The following is a 21,728-nucleotide window of genomic DNA, read 5'->3' on the forward strand; positions in this document are numbered from 1 at the left end:
CACATCAGTTATAAAAAAATAAAAAAAGCAAACATCCAAAATTTATTATGGATATGTTTAACCTTCGTGAAAAAATTGTGAACTAATTCACATGGGTATATAGGCTCTTATATAAAACGTGCAATGAAACTGATCTGTTGTGAAACCGTTAGTTCTTCAGTATTTTTTATTAAGAACTGTAAGTTGTGTTGTTATTCCGCCATTGTTGCGGGGTTTGTTCCGTCCAGATCTTAAAGGCACGCTGAAAAGCACTTTGTTCAGAATAACAGAGCAGTAGCGCAATTTCTTGCAAACTCAGATGAGGGTCCTTTAAATATTCGGTCGCCAGCATAAAACGGACTTGCTGTACCCGTTCTTGAAAAGTAGTGTCTTGTTGTTGTAAATGGCGCTGTAATTGACGCACGGAAAGACCCAGTTTTTCAGCGATAAAATCGATCTGATATTGGTTCTTTTGCAGTCCGGTCAAAATCGCATGTTGTAGGCGTTGATCCAGTTGAGTCGAATTGGGTAATTGATCCAGCAAGGCGTGGGCTTGCTGCAACAACAACTGTTGCAGCGTATGATCGCCGGTGCGTAGGGGTTTAAAGGCCTCACTGACAGGGATCAGGAGTTGAGTCTTGGCTTGTTCAAAACGTACTTTACAATGAAAGTATTGTTCATAAATGCTGATATTTTTCGGCGCTGCATTCACGAAATGTACTTCATGTAGGTGAATACTATCACCTGACATAAACAGCTTAAGAAATTGCACCATCAAGGCAATCGCGATTTCATCGGTCAATTGGGTCGGGTGTGGCTCGGGTGCTTCCCAGCGGATGGATGCATAGGGGGGATTAAACTCAACCACTAAAGGACTGCCATCATAAATCAGGCGGTGAAAGTCTTGATAGCGTGATAGTGCTTCACCTAGATTTTCACAGGACAAGGCCAGATAGGCGATAATGCCAAGATGTTTGGGCTGTACATATTCTGCGATTTCAAGGCCTAAACCAATTTTGGGATGGAGTTGATTCAGGTCTTCGAGTAAGTCACGCCAAATCACATAATCAAAGCGTTCCTGATTTTGAATTTTTTGTAATTGTTCAGGAATTTCAATATTTTTTGCCTCGCAGTAGGCTTTTAATAAATGCCCCAAACCGCCAAAAACTGAGCCGGTATAGTTCTTGAGTTGAGACATCCTGTCCACCTCTTATCTTGTCGTGTTTTGTCAATATAAATATATCGCATCGTCAATACTTCGCCTACAAGAATTTATATCTTGAATAAAAATAAGGAAACATTTGGAGAAAACCATGATTAAGGGTTTTATCGCAGGTTTAGCGGTTGCAAATGCATTTGAATGGTTTGCACATAAATATATTTTGCATGGGGTACATCGTCCGGGGCAGCCACGTTATAGCCCTGTGCCGAAAAGCATGGAATCACACTGGGCACACCATCGGGAAGTGCGTAAGCAGGAATTTTCAGATGATTGCTATGTTGAGGGCGTGGAGCATTGGCGTACCCGCAACGAAATCATGTCATTGGCTGTGGTGGCAGGCGTTGCCAGTGTGGCGTTTTACCCAATCTCAAAAGGCATGTCTTTGGCGGCGCTGTACAGTGCGGGTAACTATTATTATGTACATCGTCGTGCACATTTAGAGCCTGATTGGGCCAGAAAAACCATTCCTTGGCACTATGATCATCATATGAATTCGAACCAAGACGCCAACTGGTGTGTAACGCGTCCATGGTTTGATTATGTCATGGGGACCCGAGTAGTCTCTTCTGCGGATCTCAAAGAAGCCAATCCTTTAGGTATTGCATTACCGGCAGCCTTGTCTAAAGCACTGACTCAAGCAGTGGAAGCGGTATTTCCAGTGAAATGGGTCGAGCAGAAACCAAAATTGGTGGCATCGCCTGCACAGCACACTGAGGCAGAAGCAAAACAAGAATCGGTGGCTTAAACTGGATAGATTTTTGGGAGTAAGCTTTTTATTGACAGATCATGACATCAAGCCTGAGGTCTTGTCGTGAATTGTCAATAAAATTGGTTTTTAATGTCAATATCTTTACTCATTTTCTCGCTAATTTAGCTCAAGCATTTTAAATGCTCAGAATTTGTTCGAAATGATGATATTGTGCTTACCCTCTAGCGTTGTATAACGCAGTTTCCATACCTTGCTTAGCAAGGTATTTTTTTGTCTGTTAGTTTTGTAAATTCAAACCTGTGAGTAGGTAATGTTCATCGCTGTCTTTAAACTTAGGCGAATACTGAAAACAGATTTTTTGCTTCGGTTGAAGGTCAGCCATGATTGGTAAATGTTGAGCAACATAGCGATTGTTTGCAAAAATGAATATTTGTCCTTGCTCGGTCTTAAACTCATATAAATATTGAATCGAGTCACCTGTTTTGGAATAACGTTTTACAGTTTGATACTGATGGAAGATGCCACAATGCTGCTGCTGAGTGGGGGAATTGACTGCGAGATAATAATAGAATTTATGTGCAGATAAATAGCTTATAAATATCAAAGGGACAAGAGCGACTATCAATACAATGTGAATCAAAGCGTTTTTTTGATTTTTTGCCCAAAAGAAAATGAAACCTGCAACAACAAAAATAATAGTCCAAACTAAAGTTTCATTCATATTTTTTCAACTAAAGATTTAGGCGTAACTAGAAAGCTACGCCCGTTACAGGCTTTAGAGACGCATCTCAATACCTTGTGCGGCAAGATATTGTTTTGCTTCTGGAATGGTATGTTGGCCAAAGTGGAAAATAGAAGCAGCCAGTACTGCATCTGCACCACCTTTTAAGATGCCATCGGCCAAATGTTGTAAGTTGCCTACACCACCCGAAGCGATGGTCGGGATATTGACGCGATCATTGATCTGACGCATTAAGGCAATGTCATAACCTGCTTTGGTACCATCAGCATCCATACTGGTAATCAGTAACTCACCTGCACCGTAGTCGGCCATTTTCACCGCCCATTCAATCGCATCGATGCCTGTTGGCTTTCGACCACCGTGGGTAAAAATTTCCCACTTGTTCTCGCCGGTTTTTTTCGCATCAATCGCGACCACGATGCATTGTGCACCAAAGCGTTGCGAGGCTTCTTGGACAAACTCAGGAGTAAACACGGCAGCCGAGTTGATGCTGACTTTATCGGCACCTGCATTCAACAATAAACGGATATCTTCAACTTTACGGACACCACCACCCACAGTTAAGGGTACAAAAACGCTTTCTGCCATGCGTTCTACGGTACGGTAAGTGGTGTCGCGTCCATGATGGGTAGCAGTAATATCTAAAAAGGTAATTTCATCGGCGCCTTGTTCGTTATAACGACGGGCGACTTCAACAGGGTCACCTGCGTCACGAATATCAAGGAATTGAACGCCTTTGACGACTCGACCATTATCAACATCTAAGCAAGGGATAATACGTTTTGCGAGCATAAAATTTTCCAAAAAATCGCCAATAAAGAAAGGGGTGCTACACCTTCATGGAGGGAACAGGTATTCTATCAAACTTCACAGCTATTTTTTGCAGGTTTTCCATGTCGGTTTATACCCCGTTGAGTTTAGAAGAAGTTCAAGCCTTTGCTGAGCCTTATGGTTTAGCGGTGATTGATCTGATTCCAATCCAAGGCGGTATTCAAAACACCAATTATTTTTTGGTGGATCAATCACAGAAACAATATGTTTTAACGGTTTTTGAAGAATTAGATGCTGAAGGTGCAGGTGAACTGGTGCCTGTACTGGATTGTTTGGGTGAGGCAGGTGTACCTGTGGCGGTGCCTTTAAAGCATAGTGCTCAGGCCATTCATACTATTGCAGATAAACCTGCACAAATTGCGCCGCGCTTAATGGGTGAGCATCCTGAAGATGCTAGCATTATCCAAATTCAGGCGATTGCGCAAGCACAAGCAAAATTGCACTTGGCCTTACAAGGCTTTCCTTTGGAACGTGATTTTAATCGTAATCATCAATATTGGTCAGATGTTGCTGAACAACTTAAGCCACAAATGAATGCGCAAGATCAGGCATTATTGGCTCAGGTGTTCCAGCAGTTTGCGGCAATTACCCAGCAGCATCCAGACCGTCCGACGGGCTTTATTCATTCAGATTTATTCAGAGATAACACTTTGTTTGAAGGCGATCAACTACAGGGTATTCTTGATTTTTATGAATTGAATCAAGATGAATGGTTATTTGATATTGCAATTAGTATCAATGACTTCTGTACTGCCTATCCAAAAGCGCATCTAGATCAAGCCAAGGCCGATGCCTTTCTTGCAGCTTATCAAAGCATTCGTCAACTCACCGTTGATGAGCTAGCCTGTTTAAATATCTTCTTGGCGATGGCAGCGTGTCGTTTCTGGAGTATGCGCTTACAAGTGGCGCAGAAAAATGCCGAGCACGGGCGTACTGGGGATGATATTTTGCAAAAAGATCCGCTGGAAATGCGCATGATGTTACAAGACCGTTTACAACGAATCACAGCTTAGGAAACAGACATGCGAGATCAAGGTCGTTTAGTTGAGTGGTTTGATGATAAAGGCTATGGCTTTATCCAACCCAATGACACAGCAAAAGATCGTGTCTTTATCCATATCAAAGACTTTGCTCGCACAGGGCCTCGACCCTTGGTTGGTTGTGCCTTAGAATATGTGGTCATTCTGGATGAGCGCGGTCGTTATCGCGCTCAACAGGCGACGTATTTGAAAGCATCGCAGGTGATTGAACATCGTGCTCGTCCGAGTCAGCCTACAGCGTCGAAACGCTGGTCTGCGATGCAGATTGGTATTGTGATTTATATTGTTTTTATGCTGATCGCAAGCTTTAGTAAATGGCTACCGCCGTATACCTTGTTATTTGTCAGCCTGATGAATGTATTGAGTTATTGGCTCTACGCACAAGACAAAGAGGCAGCACAATTGGGCAATCGACGTATTCCAGAACAGACCTTACATATCGTGGATTCTTTGGGGGGATGGTGCGGCGGTTGGCTTGCTCAGCAAAAACTGAGACATAAAACACAAAAACAACCGTTTGGTAAGATTTATTTCTGTACCATAGTCTTCCATATACTATTGATATGTTGGTTAATTTCTCCGCTCAATGTGTTTTATTGATTGAGGGAGTTTGTTTCTGGAGATTAAATAAAAATGAATTATTCCGTTGATCAAGATCCAAATCGTACTTTGACTTTGGTACTGTATGTACTTTATATCATTGCAATTTTTACTGGTGGTCTATTGGCAATCATTGCCTTGATCATCAACTATGTCAAACGTAGTGATGTCCAAGGCTCGATTTTTGAAACTCACTTTACTTGGCAAATCCGCACCTTCTGGTGGTATTTGGCTTGGAATATTATTGCCTTTATTCCATTCTCGTTCCTGTTTTTTACTGGCGATAACGGGACGGCCTTTGCAGGCGTTGCGGTTTCTGCAACCACCTTTGCCTTTGCGGTGATTTTTGGGGCATGGGTGTGGATCGTGTATCGTGCCATCCGTGGTTTGATTGCCTTGAATGACAATAAACCGATGTATCAAGATTAAGATCGACCAGAACTCGCTAGGTGCTGTATTACCTAAGCGAGTTCTCTATTGTTGTTGGTTTTCGCTGTTGCATGATAGCGATAGCTTGCCCCACGATGCTGCTCGGTCAGTAACGGACCTCGCCCAAACAGTTTCTCACGCAATGTCCCTTCGGTATATTCCGTTGCATACACGCCACGCTGCTGTAGTTCAGGTACTAAATACTCCACCACATCCTCAAAAGTCTGATGCGCCAAAATATAGGCCAAGTTAAAGCCGTCAATATCGGTTTCTTCCGTCCATGCTTGGAGTTGATCAGCCACAGTTGCAGCTGAGCCCACCAAGATTGGGCCATTGCCACCGATACTAATAAATTTGGCAATCTCTTCAATGGTCCAGATTCGATTCGGATCGGCTTTGACATAAGAATCCAGCATCGATTGAATCGCATCGGTATGAATATATTCAACTTTGTCTGCTGCATGAAATTGTGAAAAATCAACGCCAGACCAGCCTGATGCCAAAGTGAGTCCGCCGTGATAGCTAGCGTAGCTTTGATAGTCTTTAAATTTTGCTTGGGCTTTTGCATCGCTTTCATCCACCACGATGGATAGCATGGTGTAGATCAAAATCGAATGAGGATCTTTGCCTTGTTCAACTAGGTTCGAGCGAATGCCTTGCACTAGTTTTTTCACGGCTGCTTTGGTCGGTGCTGAAATAAATACACATTCAGCATTTTGGCTGGCAAACAATTGTCCACGACTGGATGCGCCTGCTTGATAGAGTACAGGGGTACGTTGCGGTGATGGTTCGCAGATATGAATGCCGGGAACGCTAAAATACTGACCTTGATGATTGATCGGATGGACTTTGCGATGATCCGCAAAAATACCGCGTTCTTTGTCACGCAGCACTGCATCTTGTTCCCAAGAACCTTCCCAAAGCTTGTAAAGCACTTCTAAATATTCGTCAGCAATATCATAGCGTTGATCATGACTGACTTGAGTTTTAAGGCCTAAATTTTTTGAGCCACTTTCTAAGTATGAGGTGACAATATTCCAGCCGATACGACCTTTGGTCAAGTGATCTAAAGTACTCATACGCCGTGCAAAGGGATAAGGGTGTTCAAAAGAAATGGACGTAGTGAGACCGAAACCTAGATGTTGGGTCACTGCCGCCATGGCTGGCACAATCTGCAAAGGATCATTCACGGGAACTTGTACGGCACCTGTGAGCGCATGTTGAGCCGATTGATGATAAACATCATAAATGCCTAAAACATCGGCAATAAAAACCCCATCAAACTTGCCACGCTCTAAGATTTTGGCCAAATCGGTCCAATATTCGAGGTCTTTATATTCAGTCGAGCGATCCTGAGGGTGTCGCCATAGGCCTGGCGATTGATGCGCAATACAGTTCATTTCAAAGGCATTAAATCTAATTTTCTTGTTCATTACTCTTTACTAAATGAAAGCTTTTAATAAATATTAATGAAAAGATATCTAATTTATTAATCATAAAAAATTCAATGTTTATCATGAATCTAATGAATAGCGTATCTGGTTTCGCTTTTTATTATTCTTTTTTAATGAAATTCAAAAAGTTATTTTATTTTCTAGGCGTGCGTGTGTTGAGGTGGAAATTAATACTATAAACGTGGTTTTTATTTGATTTTAAATGACTATTCAAAAATCATTGGGTGGGTGGTTTTATTTTAAATAAAAAGATTAGGTTCTAAATTTAACTTATAAATAGGAAATAAAAAGAGTGCTAGTTTATTTTTATAACTGGAAAATGAGTATTTATAATGACCTCAAAAATAGAAATAAAACTGGAAGATGCACAGAGTATTCCGCAAGATTTTTACTTGAATAATGCGCCAGCACATGTGATTGCTTCAGATCAAGAAGCCATTGCTGTGGCGCATCGCCTAGCGGCTACTTTTGCCAAAGAGGCAGCGAAGCGTGATCATGAGCGCAAGTTACCCTTGCAAGAAATCCAGCAATATTCTGCCTCGGGTCTGTGGGGAATTAATATTCCGAAACAGTTCGGGGGTGCAGGGGTGAGTTATAAAACCCTTGCTGAGGTGGTGACCATTATTTCCAGTGCAGATTCATCTTTAGGGCAAATTGCACAAAATCATTGGGCCTTTTTAGAACATATCCGTTTGGATGCGTCATTGGAACAGCAGCAGTTCTTCTTCGAACAAGTGCTACAAGGCAAACGTTTAGGCAATGCATTCTCTGAAAAAAACTCGAAAACCGTCGCGGATTTGACCACCAAAATTGAATTTAAAGAGGATTATGCGCTAATTAGCGGTCAGAAATTCTTTGCCACAGGCGCATTATTGGCACATTGGATTCCTGTGGTTGCTGTGAGTGACGATGGCAAAGTATTTGCAGCATTAGTGCCGCAACATACACCAGGTTTGACCATTGTGAATGACTGGAGCAGTTTTGGTCAGCGCACTACTGCCAGTGGCAGCGTGCAGCTGGATCATGTGCGAGTCGATTTAAAATATGTGGTGCCGATTCATCAGGCGTTTGAACGTCCAACCGCAGCAGGTGCAATTTCGCAAATTATTCAGTCTGCTGTCGATGCGGGAATTGCGCGTGGGGCCATTGAGGAAACCATTCGCTATGTACGTGAGCATGCCCGCCCTTGGATTGATTCCGGTTTAGAACATGCCAGCCAAGACCCTTATACCATTAGCAATATTGGCGAACTGAAAATTAAACTGCGTGCTGCAGAAGCGGTTTTAGCCTTGGCAGGCGAGGCGATTGATCGTGCTTTGGCCAATCCAACTGAAGACAGCGTAACAGAAGCAACTTTACTCACGGCTGAATCGAAAGTGTTGACTACTGAAATCGCAATACTGGCTGCTAATAAGTTATTTGAGTTGTCGGGTACCCGTTCCACCTTATCTGAATTGAATCTAGATCGGCACTGGCGTAATGCACGCACGCATACCCTGCATGATCCCGTGCGTTGGAAATACAATCTGGTGGGAAATTATTATTTGAATGGTGTGGCACTGCCACGTCATGCCTGGAGCTAAGAGGGTAGTATTATGACCAGTCAAACGAATCAAAATCTTGCCTTGGGTGCACATTATGAACAGGTGGCAGCGAAGTTCCGTCCGATTTTCCAACGAATTGCAGAAGGTGCTTTAGCACGGGAAAAAAACCGAACCTTGCCTTATGAACCGATTCAATGGTTAAAACAGGCAGGCTTTGGTGCGGTACGGGTGCCTGTGGCTTTTGGTGGTGATGGTGTTTCACAAAAGCAGTTATTTCAGTTATTAATTGAACTTGCTCAGGCAGATTCCAATGTGGTGCAGGCATTACGCGGGCATTTTGCTTTTGTCGAAGACCGTTTAAATGCCCAAAAAACGGAACCTCAGACCTTATGGTTCGAACGCTTTGTCCGTGGAGAGATTGTGGGTAATGCGTGGACCGAAATTGGTCAAGTTGAAATCGGTGATGTGGCGACCCGTGTCACGGCAGCGCAGGATGGAAAACTCCGTGTGAATGGTCAGAAGTATTATTCCACAGGTACGATATTCGCTGACTGGATTGACCTGTTCGCTTTGGATGAAACTACCAATCAGCATGTGATTGCTGCGGTGTCCACACAAGCAGAAGGCATTGATATTGCCGATGATTGGGATGGCTTTGGGCAAAAAACCACGGGCAGCGGAACCTTGACCTTAAACAATGTGGAGATTGACCGAGATCATATTCTGGTGTTTGAAAACCGCTTTAAATACCAAACCGCATTTTATCAGGTGGTGCATCTTGCGACTTTGGCGGGTATCGCACACAGTGCAGTACAGACCTTTAAGCAGGAGGTGCGCCAGCGAACGCGGATTTATAGTCATGGCAATGCCAGTCTGGTACGTGAAGATGCACAAATCCTGCAAGTGATTGGCAAAGCGTCTGCACAGGCTTATGCGGCGCAAAGTATTGCATTAAGTACTGCTGAAGCTTTGGATGTTGCGTATTTACAACATTTTCAAAATGATGAACAAGCTGAGCTAGAGGCCAATGAGCGTGCTGAATTAGTATCGGCGCAGGGGCAAGTGGTGATTGCGGAGTTGGTCTTGAACCTAAGTACCGAGTTGTTTAATGCCTTGGGTGCATCGGCCAGTAGCACCGACAAGCAACTAGACCGTTTTTGGCGCAATGCCCGTGTGGTCGCATCACACAATCCGTTGGTCTATAAACAGAAAGTGATTGGCGATTGGGAAGTCAATCAGGCGCCTTTGCCTTATGTCTGGCAGATTGGCAATAGTCCTGTTGCTGCAAATCGAAAACAAATTCCAGCTTAGTGATCTCAGCGCACAATAGATTTTATTGAACTAAAACTGTTGTGCGCTTTCCGATATTTATTTATTGTCTGGCAGTGGTTTCTTCGCAAAGAATTTAAATTTTAATTCGCTGACTAACACTCCAAGTACCACCAATACTCCTCCAAACAAGGCCAATAAAGGTAAACGTTCTCCCGCAATACGACCGATCACACCCGCCCAAACAGGTTCACCTGCATAAATAATCGCTGCACGGGTTGGATCAACCATGCGTTGTGCCCAGTTCATTACAAACTGAATCAACGCACTAGCTAAGCCGAGTGCCACTGCAATAATCAGCAATCCCCATGAAAAATCAGGAATACTGTGTTCACCCACCAAGGGCATACTGGCAAAAGATAAGAATGAAGCGACGGCCAGTTGAATCACCGTGACCCGTCTTAGATTAACTTTTCCGGCAAAGTAACCAATCAGGATAATTTCTAAAGCGATGACAAAAGCACAGATCAAGGTCAGTGTTTGCCCATAACTGAAATTAATACTGGCAAAGCCATTACCTGTTAACAAGACTAACCCAGTAAAGGCCAGTGCTGTACCGACCCAAGTCATCATTGAGGGCATCTTTTGAAAGATCACCCACATCAGAATGGGGACGAGAGGGACATAAAGTGCGGTTAAAAAGGCGGATTCGCTACTCAGAATACTTTGTAGGCCGATGGTTTGAGTGCCATAACCAATTGCAATCACAATCCCGATGGCTGTACCTGCCAAGCCCTCTTTTAGGGTTAAGCCGCGCATGGATTTAAGCGAGATTAAGAAGATCGCCAAAGCCGCGACTGCAAAACGGCAGCCGACAAAAAACATCGGACTACTAAAATTCAGGGCATATTGCACCGCCAAAAAGGTGCCACCCCAAATCATGGTAATAAAAATAAGCGCGAATTGTGCGGCTTTAGGAGATTGAGACAAAGCGGTCAACGCAGCCATCCTCATGAGTAAAGTGCAATATACTGCACATATTGCATTGCTTGTTGGTCTTGTGCAATATATTGCGCAGATTTTTATTTTCATTGTAGGAATGCATGAGTCATTCAGAGACGGTATTGCAAGATGTGGGACAGAATATCCGTCTGTTTCGTACTGAACGTCAGCTCAGCCAGCAAGATTTGGCAGATCGGGCAGGTGTCAGTCGCCGTACCATTGCTGCTTTGGAAACAGGACAGGTCAATATTAGTTTGGCCAAGCTGGATGCGATTGCAACGGCTTTAACGGTCGATTTTAAAAAGCTGGTCAGCCCATCTGAGCTGAGTGAATCTGCCATCGTCAATACCTTGGCGTGGCAAGGTCAACAGGCTGAAAGTCAGGCCACGCTGTTGGCTGCAGTACCGACCCAAACACAAGTCGAATTATGGACATGGTCTTTGGCTGTGGGTGAGGTGTATCAGGCTGAGCCAGATCAAACAGGCTGGCAAGAGTTGATTTATGTGCTGGATGGAGCGTTGACGATTTCGTTTGAACATGAAAATCGAGTGCTTCAGGCTGGCGAGTCGATTTTATTTGAAAGCTCTGTCAATTATCGTTATCTCAATCAAGGAAGTCGCACCGTTCGCTTTATCCGAAACGTGATTTATTAAGTCTAAAAAAGTGCTTAAGTTGGATTGCTTAAGCACTTTTGGCATTTATCGCTATTTCTACAAACTTAGCTTGAGCTTTGATGCGTCCCATACTTATCAATCATGATTGAACTTGCCTCGTTGAGACCTCGCACACTGACATGCACGCCTTTGCGCTGGAATTTATGCACCACACTGTCGATCATCGCCACTGAGGTGACATCCCAAATATGTGAATGGCTTAAATCAATAATGACTTCATTCACGTCTTCATTGAAATCAAAACTTTGCATAAATTTTTCTGAAGAGCTAAAGAAAATCTGTCCTTTTAGATCATAAACGCGTGCCTGATTTTCAAAATATCGCTCAACTCGAATATCTTGTTCTAATTTATTGGCAAGGAATAAAGCAGACAGTAACACGCCTGTAAGCACGCCCAAGGCCAAATTATGGGTCGCAACCACTACAACCACTGTTGCAAGCATCACGATATTGCTGCTGATCGGATTGTTGCTAAAACTGCGAATAGATTTCCATTCAAAGGTACTGATTGAGACCATGATCATCACAGCAACCAAAGCGGCCATGGGAATCACCTTTAACCAGTCACTGATAAATACGACTAAGATGAGGAGGAAAATCCCTGCCGAGAAGGTCGATAAACGGGTCAAGCCACCTGATTTTACATTAATCATCGATTGTCCAATCATGGCACAGCCTGCCATGCCGCCCATAAAACCAGAAGCGATATTGGCGATACCTTGACCCTTACATTCTTGAAATTTATCGCTTGGAGTATCGGTCATTTCATCAATAATCGTCGCCGTCATCATCGACTCAAGCAAACCGACTGCAGCCAAAGCAACAGCATAAGGAAAGATGATTTTTAAGGTTTCAAAATTAAAGGGAATATCAGGAATCAAGAATACAGGAAGCGTATCAGGTAATGACCCCATGTCTCCCACTGTACGAATATCAATACCGAAGTAGAGGGCGAGTAAAGTCACTGTGATGATGCAGACCAAGGGTGAAGGCAATAATTTACCGATTTTCGGAATCAGCGGAAATACATAGATAATGATCAGGCCCAGTAACACCAAGGCATAGACCTGCCATGTGACATTGACCAGTTCAGGTAGTTGCGCCATAAAAATTAAAATCGCCAGTGCATTGACGAATCCAATCACCACAGATTTGGACACGAAACGCATCAGTTTTGCTAACTTTAAATAGCCCGCGATAATTTGTAATACACCAGTGAGCAAGGTGGCAGCCAGCAGATATTGTAAGCCATGGTCTTTGACCAAACTGGCCATGACCAAGGCCATAGCGCCTGTTGCGGCTGAAATCATGGCGGGGCGACCACCTACAAAAGCAATCACCACGGCAATACAGAACGAAGCGTATAAACCGACTTTGGGGTCGACCCCTGCAATAATAGAGAAGGCGATGGCTTCTGGGATTAGCGCTAAACCGACAACCAGTCCAGCCAAAATATCCGCACGGATATTGGAGAACCATTGCGCTCGAATATTGGAAAACATAGAAATAGCCTATTTTTTAGGAATTTTTAAAGGCTAGTGATGTGATATACAGACACACGACTACACCACATCACTAGACAGTGATGAGTTAATACATAGGGCATGTAAAACTTAAGGTGGCGTAAGCATCATATGAGCAGAGAGGGCTTTATTTGAACTGGTGCTAGCATAGCACCCAAGGGGATAAAGCTCTAGCGATTGTTACAATAACTAGAGCCTGAAACGATTAGAGTGATTGCTGGTCTAGCAATAATTGTGCTTCACGAAGACTTAAAGTACCTTCATAGATAGCACGACCTGTAATCGCACCCAAAATCCCTTTTTTGTCTTTGAGGTTGCGTACATCGTCCAAATTGGTGACACCGCCAGAAGCAATCACAGGCAGACCTGAATAGTTGGCCAAGTTCACAGTTTGTTCAACGTTCACACCTTGCATCATGCCATCACGTGCAATATCGGTATACACAATGCTAGATACGCCAGCATCGGCAAAACGTTTAGCCAGATCAGTCGCTTTTACATCAGTCACATTGGCCCAACCATCGGTTGCCACCATACCATTGATCGCATCAATCCCGACAATGATATGACCCGCGAAGCGTTTACATGCTTGGTCAACAAACTCAGGTTCTTTCACGGCTTTGGTGCCGATGATCACGAAAGAAACGCCTGCTTCTAAATAGTGTTCAATCGTTTCAAGTGAACGGATACCACCCCCAATTTGAATTGGAAGTTCAGGTTGTGCACGCGCAATTGCTTCAACCACGGGTTTATGAATTGGCGTACCTGCGAAAGCACCATTTAAATCGACTAAATGTAAACGACGTGCGCCTTCATCCACCCAATGTTGTGCTGTTGCGACAGGATCTTCAGAGAAAACGGTATCGTCTTCCATACGTCCTTGTTTTAAACGGACACATTTACCATCTTTCAGGTCAATTGCTGGGATGATTAGCATGCTTTCGCTCCTTGCATCATCATAGAGTTTAAATTGGCTACATATTAGCAAAATATTGATCAATCGCTAAGCCTTGTCTGCTAAACCTTCCAGTATTCTCCTGATTTGTTGCAATAATTGTGTTGTGAGTAATTGTTGCTGATACAGTTGCTCGAAGCAGAGCAGTGCGGCATAGGCATCTGCGGCGGCATAATTGATTTGTTGCGGGCTGAGATGTTGAACAGACCAGTTTGAAGTACTGACTTTTTTACTTTTGGCAAAATAACGCTGGAATAAAAGAGCGATTGCCGTTTGAATACCGACCTGACTGCGATAACCAAAACTTGCAAAACTTTTGGATAGATCAATCATTGCATTGGGCTGAATATCTTTAGCACGAAAGATATGGGCATCATTTTTTAGTCCAAAACCAACTTTGAGTTGTTGTTCATTTTCGAGAATCGGTTTGAGGAAGGCTAAAATTTCAGGACTGACTTGGAACAGATAAGCTTGGTTTGCTGTTGCCAGCTGGATCAGATGAGGCCCCGTCGATTTTTCTCCAACTTTGAAGGTCGGTTTAGATTCGGTGTCGAAACCAAAAATTTGAATAGAAGCGAGTTCAGCTCGAATGGCCTTACATTGATCAAGCGTTTGGATCACCAAGATACGATCTGCGCTTAGATTCTGAAATACAGGCAAGGTGCGGATTTGTTCTTTGCTTAAAGGGGAAGGGTATTGAGGCGTATCCATTTGCATTAAAAGCTCAAAGCGTTTAATTGAGCTTAAAGGGTTTTGTCACAATAAAAAAGCCAAGTCGAAACTTGGCTTTTAATTTATCGTAGCGGATTAATTCTGTTGTTCCATTTGGATTTGCTGACTTCTTTGTTCATAATCTTGATAAGCAGGGGCAGAGATCGCAGCAATGATGCCGAAAATAAAAGCAAGGGGGATGATGATGATATAAATCCAACCTAATACTTTTTCCCAAGCTGATGTTGCCCGAACAGGACCGAAGTTATTACTTACCTCACTTCCTTTCGCGCAAAATAAATAAATTAAAAAAAATAAATTAGCTACAGGTACAAGCATCAGCAAGGATAACCAGCCACTTTGATTCCGATCATGCAAACGACGAATGGTAAATACAAACGAAAAATAGAGAAGAGCAATATAGACAACGATAAACAATATAATTGCAAGGATCGGATAATTTTGTGGTTGCTCGACATTTGTTCCAGTGGATAGTACAGCTGTAAATGCCAAGACAAAAATGAGAATCACTGCGATGATTGAACTTAAAAATGTCCAAGCAGCATAGGAAAGTCGACCAAAACGGCCTTTGGGACTCAGTGGGTGATCTACGGTTTTAGTTAAAGAGTTCATTGTTATTCCTATCTCAGTGTTTTTATGGGATTGTTAAAATTAAAAAAATGTATGCTTTAGAATAATAAAGAAAATTTTTTAAAATTAAAGTTTAAATTATTTTATGAACAACAGATCAAGTCATAACACAGCACTTGATCTGTATTTGCAAAGCTTAAATCTTCCATTCCACAAAGTTCTTTAACAGCTGTAAACCTGCTGTATGACTTTTTTCAGGATGGAACTGAGTTGCGAACAAATTGTCTTTGTGAATCGCGGTGCAGAAATTCACGCCGTAATCACAGGTTGCTGCAATGATTGACGTGTCTTTAGGTTCCACATAATAACTATGTACAAAGTAGAAACGTGCATCTTGCTCAATGTTATTCCACATGGGATGGCTTGGATCAAGTTGATGTACTTGGTTCCAACCCATGTGTGGCACTTTCAGGTTTTGAATTGCAGGGAAGTGTTTCCCGACCCCTTCAAAAATACCCAATGCAGCCACACCGCCATTTTCTTCCGAACTTTGTAGTAAGGCTTGCATACCGACACAAATCGCGAGCACAGGTTTATTAAAAGCAGCCTGACGTACCACTTCATCAATTCCAGCTTCATGCATGCCTTGCATACAGTCACGCATGGCACCGACGCCTGGGAAAACAATTTTATCCGCTTTGGCAATCAGTTTAGGATCATTGGTGACATCAACCGTCGCACCGACATGTTCTAAGGCTTTTGCCGCAGAGTGTAGATTGCCCATGCCATAATCAAGTAACGCAATACGGGTCATTACAAGCTACCTTTGGTCGAAGCAATAGTATTTTCTGCACGTGGATCAATTTCACAGGCCATACGCAATGCACGAGCCAGTGCTTTAAACACACTTTCGATCTGATGGTGGCTATTTTTGCCTTTCAGGTTATCAATATGTAATGTCATCAGGGCATGATTGACAAAACCTTGGAAGAACTCTGAGAATAAATCGACATCAAAGGTTCCGATGCGGGCACGTGTATATGGAATATCCATAAATAAGCCCGGACGACCAGAAAGATCAACCACAACACGAGACAGTGCTTCATCTAATGGTGCATAAAAATGCCCATAACGACGTAAGCCCTTTTTATCACCTAAAGCTTGCGCAAACGCTTGTCCCAAGGTGATTCCACAGTCTTCGACGGTGTGATGGTCATCAATTTCTAGGTCACCATCGCAATGAATGTCGATATCAAATAGACCATGGCGCTTGATTTGATCAATCATATGGTCTAAAAATGGAACTCCAGTGTTGAGTGTGCCTTGACCAGTACCATCGAGATTGAGACGAACTCGAATTTTTGTTTCGTTGGTATTTCTTACCACTTCACTGATACGTTGCGTCATGGACACGTTCCTCAAAAAACGTCAAAAATGATTGAATTAAAAACCAATAGTTTCGCTGTGACGAAAAAGTGACAGCATCATAGTTTGCTCAGGAGGGTTAATCAATGCCTATTACCGTACATGCTTACAGTTCTCTGGATAATCTAGGAATTCGTACTCAGCTAGAGCGACTTTACGATACCAGCCCAGAGTTTGGCGATGGGCAAGATGCAATGGAACAACTTGAACAAAATCTCCAGCAATATACCACAGTTTACACTGCTGAATTTAACACCAAAATTATAGGTGCAATTTGGGCGACAGGACAAGGCGAAAGCCGTGTTTTGGAATATATTGTGGTACATCCAGCCAATCGCGGGCGTGGGGTTGCAGAACGCTTGGTTGAAGAGGTGTGCCGGATGGAAGAAGAGCAAGGGGTTAAACAGTTTGAACCGGGTTGTGGGGCAATCCATCGCTGTTTATCACATCTTGGCAAAATTTAAGCTTTAGCTTACTGCTTTGCAGCAAAATTAAGCGCTTAAGAGAAAAATCCACAAATTTGCTTGACGGGCTTAGACAAACATTGTTTAATACGCCCACTTTGGCGTGATAGCTCAGTAGGTAGAGCAACGGATTGAAAATCCGTGTGTCCCCAGTTCGATCCTGGGTCTCGCCACCATAAATTTGTATTTTCAATCCCTGATCCCATCAGGGATTTTTTTTACCCAAAAAATGATTGCCTGAAAAATGTGCATTCAAATCAAAAGCTCATGATAATTATTGACTATTGGTCTGAGATACGGCTTAATACACCCCATTGGCGTGATAGCTCAGTAGGTAGAGCAACGGATTGAAAATCCGTGTGTCCCCAGTTCGATCCTGGGTCTCGCCACCATATTCAAAAAGCCTCAAACAAAAGTTTGAGGCTTTTTTTATATTTAAAATATTTTGCTATATTAAAGCTGAGTCAAAAATTTTAAGAATAGACTGGTATGAAAGACTTATTTTCTGAGCACAGTGAACTTTATCAACAGGCGCGGCCAACGTATCCACAAACGTTAGTAAACTGCTTAATCAAGCAACTGAATGGCTTGGCCTGTGCATGGGACTGCGGGGCTGGTTCGGGACAGTTGACTCAACTGATCGCTCCCTATTTTCAGCATGTGGTTGCAACTGATCTCAGTCAAAATCAACTAGATCAAGCCCCAGCATTACCCAATGTACAGTACTTACAGCAAGCCGCAGAGCAGACCTCATTTGCAGATCTGTCTTTTGATTTAATTACTGTCGCACAGGCCATTCACTGGTTTGATTTTGAAAAATTCTATGCGGAAGTGAAGCGAACCCTGAAAGCAGATGGCCTTGTTGCAGTGATTGGTTATGGCTTAATCCAGTTGGATGATACAGATCTAAATCAGCGAATCGATCAGCTCTATCATCATACTTTAAAGGGCTTTTGGGATGCAGAGCGACGTTATATTGATGAGCTTTATCAAACGATTCCATTTCCCTTTGGGGAAATCGCAATGCCACAGTTCCAGATCGAGTTAAGCTGGACAGGGGTACAATTGTGGGATTATTTAAACACTTGGTCTGCGGTAAAGCATTATCAAGATCAACAGCATGTTAGCCCTTTAGCGAGCTTACAAGACATTTTACAGATACAGCAGCCGATTGGGATTCGCTTTCCAATTTTGCTGAGAGTCGGGCGCTTGGCTGCATCAGAATAGGAAAATAAAAAAAAGCATGTCGGAACATGCTTTTTGGGATGGGCGCTATGCGTTAAGCAGACTTCGCCACAGCTGCGGGCGCTAACATATGACCTGTTTCTTCAAAATTGGCATGCCAAGATAAGGCTTCACGAAGAAGGTGTGGAGTATGGCCGCCACGTTCGCATGCTCGATCAAAGTAATCGTTGAGTGCACCTTGATACAGTGGGTGTACGCAGTTGTCGATAATCACACGGGCACGTTCACGTGGTGCTAAGCCACGAAGATCAGCTAGACCGACTTCAGTCACTAAAATATCAACATCATGTTCGTTATGATCGACATGGCTGACCATTGGTACGATTGATGAGATATCACCACCTTTGGCAATGGATTTAGTCACGAAGATCGCCAAGTGTGCATTACGCGCAAAGTCACCTGAACCACCGATACCGTTCATCATCTTGGTACCGCAAACGTGGGTTGAGTTCACGTTACCGTAAATATCAAACTCAAGCGCAGTATTGATACCGATAATCCCTAAACGACGCACGATCTCTGGATGATTCGAGATCTCCTGTGGACGTAATACCAATTTGTCTTTGTAATGTTCAAGATTACCGAAAACGCGCTCGCCACACTGTGCTGATAAAGTGATTGAGCTACCCGAAGCAAACTTCATTTTGCCTGCATCAATCAGTTCAAAAGTACAGTCTTGCAGTACTTCTGAATACATGACCAAATCTTCGAAATTCGAATCTTTAAGTCCTGTTAAAACCGCATTGGCAATTGAACCAATACCTGCCTGTAATGGACCTAAGTTTTTCGCTAAACGACCTTCTGCGACTTCTTTTTCGAAGAATTTAATCAGGTGATTGGCGATGCCTTGAGTTTCAGCATCAGGCGGAGTCACAGTTGATGGTGAATCTGCTGTGTCATTGAATACGATACCCACGATTTTTGCTGGATCGATTGGAATCGCTGTTGAACCAATACGGTCATCCACTTGTGTTAACGGCAATGGCGTACGGGTAGGGCGATAGGTCGGGATATAAATATCGTGTAGGCCTTCGAAATTTTCGCTGAGCGAGGTATTAATTTCGACAATGACTTTTTCTGCAAAAATCGCAAAACTTGCTGAGTTACCGACAGAAGTGGTTGGAACGATATGACCATCTTCGGTAATGGCAACCGCTTCGATCACCGCAACATCAGGACGTTTTAGTTGCTGATTGCGCATCTGTTCAACGGTTTCAGACAAATGTTGGTCGATAAACATCACTTCGCCGTTATTAATCGCGCGACGCAAAGTATTGTCGACTTGGAATGGCATACGACGGGCAAGAACCCCTGCTTCTGTCAATTGTTTGTCTAAGTCGTTGCCGAGACTCGCACCGGTAATTAATGTGATTTTTAACGGATTTTTTTTGGCTTGTTCAACCAATGCTTGTGGGACTGCTTTCGCTTCACCAGCACGGGTAAAACCGCTCATACCAACCGTCATATCATTTTTAATAAACTGAGCTGCCTGCTCTGCACTCATCACTTTGTCATGCAGTGCTGCAAGACGAATACGACTTAAAGACATCATCCATTCTCAATATTGCTTTTCATTGGATATGGAGTTTAGCGCTAAAACATGAAAAGTGAATTGAAATAAGGCTAAGGTCTAATACAGCTGCATACGCTTTATTCATCTGCTTTTCAGTTGCTTATTTTCTGTGTGATATTTGCTTGAATTTATACAGGAAAGGAATATGAGGGAAGGGTGATTTTTAGCTTTGAATTAGTGTGAAACCGAACGAAAGCCATCAATCCAGCATCGATTGGAGTGAAGACTTTAGTCGAAGAGTCTTTAACAGATGATAAACGGATGTTGATTGGGGCACTTTAAAAATGCCCTGTGAGGGTTTGTTTTATTTTGTCGATAGCATTGCTTTGTGGTTCGTCGCTGGGCGCTGGAGGAATGGGGAGGGAAATCACGACTTCCAAGCCACCTTGCTCACGGTTACGAATGTTAATCTGCCCTTGATGGATATCGACAATACGTTTCACAATTGCTAAGCCTAAACCACTGCCTTGGATCGTTCTTGCCGAATTACCACGAACAAAAGGTTGCATTAACTCTTCCACTTGATCTGGTGGAATGCCCTCACCATGGTCGGCAACCGTAATCATAATATGATCATCGACATGGCTGGCAGACAGTTCAATCGGTTCTGCGCCATAACGTTTGGCATTATTAATTAAATTGGCAATCAGGCGTTTTAAAGACAAGCTTCGTGCTGGAATGATCGGTAACTCTTGCGCTTCAAAACGAATATCTAGCGGTTTGAATTGTACCACCAGTTCTTGTAGCAGGGTATTCAGGTTGGTTTCTGTCAGTTCTTCATCAGAGCCATCCCGCATGTAGGAAATGAACTGATTTAGGATCGCGTCCATGTCATCGACATCGTAGATCAAACCTTCACGGAAGAACTCATCAGGGAGCATTTCTGCGGTCAAACGAATACGCGTCAATGGTGTGCGCAAATCATGGGAAATACCTGCCAACATAATCTGACGATCACGTTCGGTTTGTTCAAGCGTATATACCATATGGTTAAAAGCTTGGTTCACTTGACGGATTTCAAGCGGTCCGTGATTGGTATCGAGATAAGGGGCTTTGCCTGTTTTACTATAATTATTGGCTGTGTTTTGTAAGCGACGCAAAGGTCGGTTCATTTGTCGAACTAAAATTAAGATAATAATGGACGATACAATTGGAACACCAAATAACCAGCCTGCAATCAGTTCAACACTATAGTTGGTATAGGTCTTTAACGGTTCTCTCACCCAGTTCCCGTTCATTTCTGGCGTTTGAATCCAGATGCGTGGGATCGGTTTAAATTTAAAATAAACCGTGACGTTTTCTACACCCAACTCTTTTGCCAGTTTAGATTCGATCTGATTGGTGAACAGTTCCGCCAAGAATTTGTCTTCAACTTTGGGGAATTCGTTTGGGTCAGTCACATATTCAATGCCGATACGATTTTTTAACCATGTATCGACATCTACTTCGCTATCGCGATGCAGAATACGGATGTCCGGATTGTTGACCAGTTCCAATTCAATCGCGAGGTAGCGGGCATGTTGCTGTAATTCAGGAAGATAAAGTGTGCGCCAAAAGAACCACAAAGACATAAACAGGCTAAAAAACACCATGAACAGAACCAGAATGGTGGTGCGCATAGCCGCGGAACGCGGTTTAATTTTATCTAAAAAACGTTCCCATTTGGTTCGTGGTCTTTCGGAATAAGCCGAAAAGTCCGTAAACTCTTGTGGATCAATTGGTTCAAGTTTCAACGTTTAATTTCCC

22 protein-coding genes and 2 tRNA genes are annotated in these 21,728 nt (G+C 43.1%); 11 read left to right on the top strand and 13 right to left on the bottom strand.

Features of this window, described 5'->3' with window-relative positions; translation table 11 throughout:
* Positions 1 to 169 precede the first annotated feature (169 nt).
* Positions 170 to 1,177 (bottom strand): AraC family transcriptional regulator, encoded by a 1,008-nt coding sequence (locus MN869_RS16095; RefSeq protein WP_171550784.1) that lies wholly within the window; start codon positions 1,175 to 1,177, stop codon positions 170 to 172.
* Between the two features lie 115 nt (positions 1,178 to 1,292).
* On the opposite strand from MN869_RS16095, the gene MN869_RS16100 reads away from it, so the two are divergent.
* Complete coding sequence (locus tag MN869_RS16100; RefSeq protein ID WP_243308683.1) at positions 1,293 to 1,946, top strand: sterol desaturase family protein; 654 nt, start codon at positions 1,293 to 1,295, stop codon at positions 1,944 to 1,946.
* Between the two features lie 241 nt (positions 1,947 to 2,187).
* Here MN869_RS16100 and MN869_RS16105 read toward each other — a convergent pair whose 3' ends face one another.
* Together MN869_RS16105 and hisF are read right to left on the bottom strand one after the other, a co-directional pair.
* Positions 2,188 to 2,631 carry a hypothetical protein gene (locus tag MN869_RS16105; RefSeq protein WP_243308684.1) on the bottom strand — a complete coding sequence of 148 codons (444 nt, stop codon included), beginning with the start codon at positions 2,629 to 2,631 and terminating at the stop codon, positions 2,188 to 2,190.
* Between the two features lie 54 nt (positions 2,632 to 2,685).
* Complete coding sequence (gene hisF, locus MN869_RS16110; protein ID WP_016162352.1) at positions 2,686 to 3,444, bottom strand: imidazole glycerol phosphate synthase subunit HisF; 759 nt, start codon at positions 3,442 to 3,444, stop codon at positions 2,686 to 2,688.
* Between the two features lie 101 nt (positions 3,445 to 3,545).
* On the opposite strand from hisF, the gene MN869_RS16115 reads away from it, so the two are divergent.
* The 3 genes from MN869_RS16115 to MN869_RS16125 are packed head-to-tail and all read left to right on the top strand — an operon-like array spanning position 3,546 to position 5,552.
* A complete protein-coding gene (locus tag MN869_RS16115) occupies positions 3,546 to 4,496 on the top strand; it encodes a homoserine kinase (RefSeq protein WP_243308685.1) in 951 nt (316 codons plus the stop codon).
* 9 nt (positions 4,497 to 4,505) lie between these two features.
* Positions 4,506 to 5,123, top strand: a complete 618-nt coding sequence (locus MN869_RS16120) for a DUF1294 domain-containing protein (protein WP_243308686.1) — start codon at positions 4,506 to 4,508, stop codon at positions 5,121 to 5,123.
* A 33-nt stretch (positions 5,124 to 5,156) separates the two neighbouring features.
* Positions 5,157 to 5,552: a hypothetical protein gene (locus MN869_RS16125; protein WP_243308687.1), complete on the top strand. Its 396-nt coding sequence runs from the start codon at positions 5,157 to 5,159 to the stop codon at positions 5,550 to 5,552.
* 32 nt (positions 5,553 to 5,584) lie between these two features.
* Here MN869_RS16125 and MN869_RS16130 read toward each other — a convergent pair whose 3' ends face one another.
* Positions 5,585 to 6,985: an LLM class flavin-dependent oxidoreductase gene (locus MN869_RS16130; protein WP_243308688.1), complete on the bottom strand. Its 1,401-nt coding sequence runs from the start codon at positions 6,983 to 6,985 to the stop codon at positions 5,585 to 5,587.
* A gap of 353 nt (positions 6,986 to 7,338) precedes the next feature.
* On the opposite strand from MN869_RS16130, the gene MN869_RS16135 reads away from it, so the two are divergent.
* Complete coding sequence (locus MN869_RS16135; RefSeq protein WP_243308690.1) at positions 7,339 to 8,589, top strand: SfnB family sulfur acquisition oxidoreductase; 1,251 nt, start codon at positions 7,339 to 7,341, stop codon at positions 8,587 to 8,589.
* A 12-nt stretch (positions 8,590 to 8,601) separates the two neighbouring features.
* Positions 8,602 to 9,861 (top strand): monooxygenase, encoded by a 1,260-nt coding sequence (locus MN869_RS16140; RefSeq protein ID WP_243308692.1) that lies wholly within the window; start codon positions 8,602 to 8,604, stop codon positions 9,859 to 9,861.
* 57 nt (positions 9,862 to 9,918) lie between these two features.
* Here the strand turns inward: MN869_RS16140 and MN869_RS16145 are convergent, their stop codons facing one another.
* Complete coding sequence (locus MN869_RS16145; protein WP_243308694.1) at positions 9,919 to 10,818, bottom strand: DMT family transporter; 900 nt, start codon at positions 10,816 to 10,818, stop codon at positions 9,919 to 9,921.
* A gap of 104 nt (positions 10,819 to 10,922) precedes the next feature.
* Here MN869_RS16145 and MN869_RS16150 point away from each other — a divergent pair, with 104 nt between their 5' ends.
* Positions 10,923 to 11,474 carry an XRE family transcriptional regulator gene (locus MN869_RS16150; protein WP_243308697.1) on the top strand — a complete coding sequence of 184 codons (552 nt, stop codon included), beginning with the start codon at positions 10,923 to 10,925 and terminating at the stop codon, positions 11,472 to 11,474.
* A 65-nt stretch (positions 11,475 to 11,539) separates the two neighbouring features.
* On the opposite strand, the gene MN869_RS16155 is transcribed toward MN869_RS16150, so the two are convergent.
* The 6 genes from MN869_RS16155 to hisB form a co-directional block, all read right to left on the bottom strand.
* Complete coding sequence (locus tag MN869_RS16155; RefSeq protein ID WP_243308700.1) at positions 11,540 to 12,997, bottom strand: SulP family inorganic anion transporter; 1,458 nt, start codon at positions 12,995 to 12,997, stop codon at positions 11,540 to 11,542.
* Between the two features lie 226 nt (positions 12,998 to 13,223).
* Positions 13,224 to 13,955 (bottom strand): 1-(5-phosphoribosyl)-5-[(5-phosphoribosylamino)methylideneamino]imidazole-4-carboxamide isomerase, encoded by a 732-nt coding sequence (hisA, locus tag MN869_RS16160; protein WP_005317559.1) that lies wholly within the window; start codon positions 13,953 to 13,955, stop codon positions 13,224 to 13,226.
* Between the two features lie 66 nt (positions 13,956 to 14,021).
* On the bottom strand, positions 14,022 to 14,690 hold the full coding sequence (locus MN869_RS16165) for a 3'-5' exonuclease (RefSeq protein WP_243308702.1): 669 nt from the start codon (positions 14,688 to 14,690) through the stop codon (positions 14,022 to 14,024).
* 90 nt (positions 14,691 to 14,780) lie between these two features.
* On the bottom strand, positions 14,781 to 15,317 hold the full coding sequence (locus tag MN869_RS16170) for a DUF805 domain-containing protein (protein ID WP_243308705.1): 537 nt from the start codon (positions 15,315 to 15,317) through the stop codon (positions 14,781 to 14,783).
* A gap of 154 nt (positions 15,318 to 15,471) precedes the next feature.
* Positions 15,472 to 16,089 (bottom strand): imidazole glycerol phosphate synthase subunit HisH, encoded by a 618-nt coding sequence (gene hisH, locus MN869_RS16175; protein WP_243308707.1) that lies wholly within the window; start codon positions 16,087 to 16,089, stop codon positions 15,472 to 15,474.
* A complete protein-coding gene (gene hisB / locus MN869_RS16180; protein ID WP_004803817.1) occupies positions 16,089 to 16,682 on the bottom strand; it encodes an imidazoleglycerol-phosphate dehydratase HisB in 594 nt (197 codons plus the stop codon). The genes hisH and hisB overlap by 1 nt, the downstream gene beginning before the upstream one ends.
* A 104-nt stretch (positions 16,683 to 16,786) precedes the next feature.
* On the opposite strand from hisB, the gene MN869_RS16185 reads away from it, so the two are divergent.
* The 4 genes from MN869_RS16185 to MN869_RS16200 all read left to right on the top strand — a co-directional run bounded on the left by MN869_RS16185 (position 16,787) and on the right by MN869_RS16200 (position 18,391).
* The gene (locus tag MN869_RS16185; protein ID WP_004657331.1) at positions 16,787 to 17,164 is read left to right on the top strand and encodes a GNAT family N-acetyltransferase; all 378 of its coding nucleotides are present in this window, start codon (positions 16,787 to 16,789) and stop codon (positions 17,162 to 17,164) included.
* A 100-nt stretch (positions 17,165 to 17,264) separates the two neighbouring features.
* Positions 17,265 to 17,340, top strand: a tRNA-Phe gene (locus MN869_RS16190).
* Between the two features lie 140 nt (positions 17,341 to 17,480).
* Positions 17,481 to 17,556, top strand: a tRNA-Phe gene (locus tag MN869_RS16195).
* Positions 17,557 to 17,653: 97 nt separating this feature from the next.
* On the top strand, positions 17,654 to 18,391 hold the full coding sequence (locus tag MN869_RS16200) for a class I SAM-dependent methyltransferase (protein ID WP_243308709.1): 738 nt from the start codon (positions 17,654 to 17,656) through the stop codon (positions 18,389 to 18,391).
* 52 nt (positions 18,392 to 18,443) lie between these two features.
* Here the strand turns inward: MN869_RS16200 and MN869_RS16205 are convergent, their stop codons facing one another.
* Together MN869_RS16205 and MN869_RS16210 are read right to left on the bottom strand one after the other, a co-directional pair.
* Entirely contained in the window at positions 18,444 to 19,958 is a 1,515-nt protein-coding gene (locus tag MN869_RS16205) for an acetyl-CoA hydrolase/transferase family protein (RefSeq protein ID WP_243308786.1), read from the bottom strand.
* 302 nt (positions 19,959 to 20,260) lie between these two features.
* Positions 20,261 to 21,715 (bottom strand): ATP-binding protein, encoded by a 1,455-nt coding sequence (locus tag MN869_RS16210; protein WP_243308710.1) that lies wholly within the window; start codon positions 21,713 to 21,715, stop codon positions 20,261 to 20,263.
* Between the last annotated feature and the right edge of the window lie 13 nt (positions 21,716 to 21,728).

Source organism: Acinetobacter sp. NIPH1876, assembly GCF_022808535.1.
GTDB classification, from domain to species: Bacteria; Pseudomonadota; Gammaproteobacteria; order Pseudomonadales; family Moraxellaceae; genus Acinetobacter; species Acinetobacter higginsii.

Excerpts from the sequence above, each read along its gene's own strand:
- MN869_RS16095 (WP_171550784.1), bottom strand. The coding sequence starts at position 1,177 with ATGTCTCAACTCAAGAACTATACCGGCTCAGTTTTTGGCGGTTTGGGG.
- MN869_RS16100 (WP_243308683.1), top strand. The coding sequence starts at position 1,293 with ATGATTAAGGGTTTTATCGCAGGTTTAGCGGTTGCAAATGCATTTGAA.
- MN869_RS16105 (WP_243308684.1), bottom strand. The coding sequence starts at position 2,631 with ATGAATGAAACTTTAGTTTGGACTATTATTTTTGTTGTTGCAGGTTTC.
- hisF (WP_016162352.1), bottom strand. The coding sequence starts at position 3,444 with ATGCTCGCAAAACGTATTATCCCTTGCTTAGATGTTGATAATGGTCGA.
- MN869_RS16115 (WP_243308685.1), top strand. The coding sequence starts at position 3,546 with ATGTCGGTTTATACCCCGTTGAGTTTAGAAGAAGTTCAAGCCTTTGCT.
- MN869_RS16120 (WP_243308686.1), top strand. The coding sequence starts at position 4,506 with ATGCGAGATCAAGGTCGTTTAGTTGAGTGGTTTGATGATAAAGGCTAT.
- MN869_RS16125 (WP_243308687.1), top strand. The coding sequence starts at position 5,157 with ATGAATTATTCCGTTGATCAAGATCCAAATCGTACTTTGACTTTGGTA.
- MN869_RS16130 (WP_243308688.1), bottom strand. The coding sequence starts at position 6,985 with ATGAACAAGAAAATTAGATTTAATGCCTTTGAAATGAACTGTATTGCG.
- MN869_RS16135 (WP_243308690.1), top strand. The coding sequence starts at position 7,339 with ATGACCTCAAAAATAGAAATAAAACTGGAAGATGCACAGAGTATTCCG.
- MN869_RS16140 (WP_243308692.1), top strand. The coding sequence starts at position 8,602 with ATGACCAGTCAAACGAATCAAAATCTTGCCTTGGGTGCACATTATGAA.
- MN869_RS16150 (WP_243308697.1), top strand. The coding sequence starts at position 10,923 with ATGAGTCATTCAGAGACGGTATTGCAAGATGTGGGACAGAATATCCGT.
- MN869_RS16155 (WP_243308700.1), bottom strand. The coding sequence starts at position 12,997 with ATGTTTTCCAATATTCGAGCGCAATGGTTCTCCAATATCCGTGCGGAT.
- hisA (WP_005317559.1), bottom strand. The coding sequence starts at position 13,955 with ATGCTAATCATCCCAGCAATTGACCTGAAAGATGGTAAATGTGTCCGT.
- MN869_RS16165 (WP_243308702.1), bottom strand. The coding sequence starts at position 14,690 with ATGCAAATGGATACGCCTCAATACCCTTCCCCTTTAAGCAAAGAACAA.
- MN869_RS16170 (WP_243308705.1), bottom strand. The coding sequence starts at position 15,317 with ATGAACTCTTTAACTAAAACCGTAGATCACCCACTGAGTCCCAAAGGC.
- hisH (WP_243308707.1), bottom strand. The coding sequence starts at position 16,089 with ATGACCCGTATTGCGTTACTTGATTATGGCATGGGCAATCTACACTCT.
- hisB (WP_004803817.1), bottom strand. The coding sequence starts at position 16,682 with ATGACGCAACGTATCAGTGAAGTGGTAAGAAATACCAACGAAACAAAA.
- MN869_RS16185 (WP_004657331.1), top strand. The coding sequence starts at position 16,787 with ATGCCTATTACCGTACATGCTTACAGTTCTCTGGATAATCTAGGAATT.
- MN869_RS16200 (WP_243308709.1), top strand. The coding sequence starts at position 17,654 with ATGAAAGACTTATTTTCTGAGCACAGTGAACTTTATCAACAGGCGCGG.
- MN869_RS16205 (WP_243308786.1), bottom strand. The coding sequence starts at position 19,958 with ATGTCTTTAAGTCGTATTCGTCTTGCAGCACTGCATGACAAAGTGATG.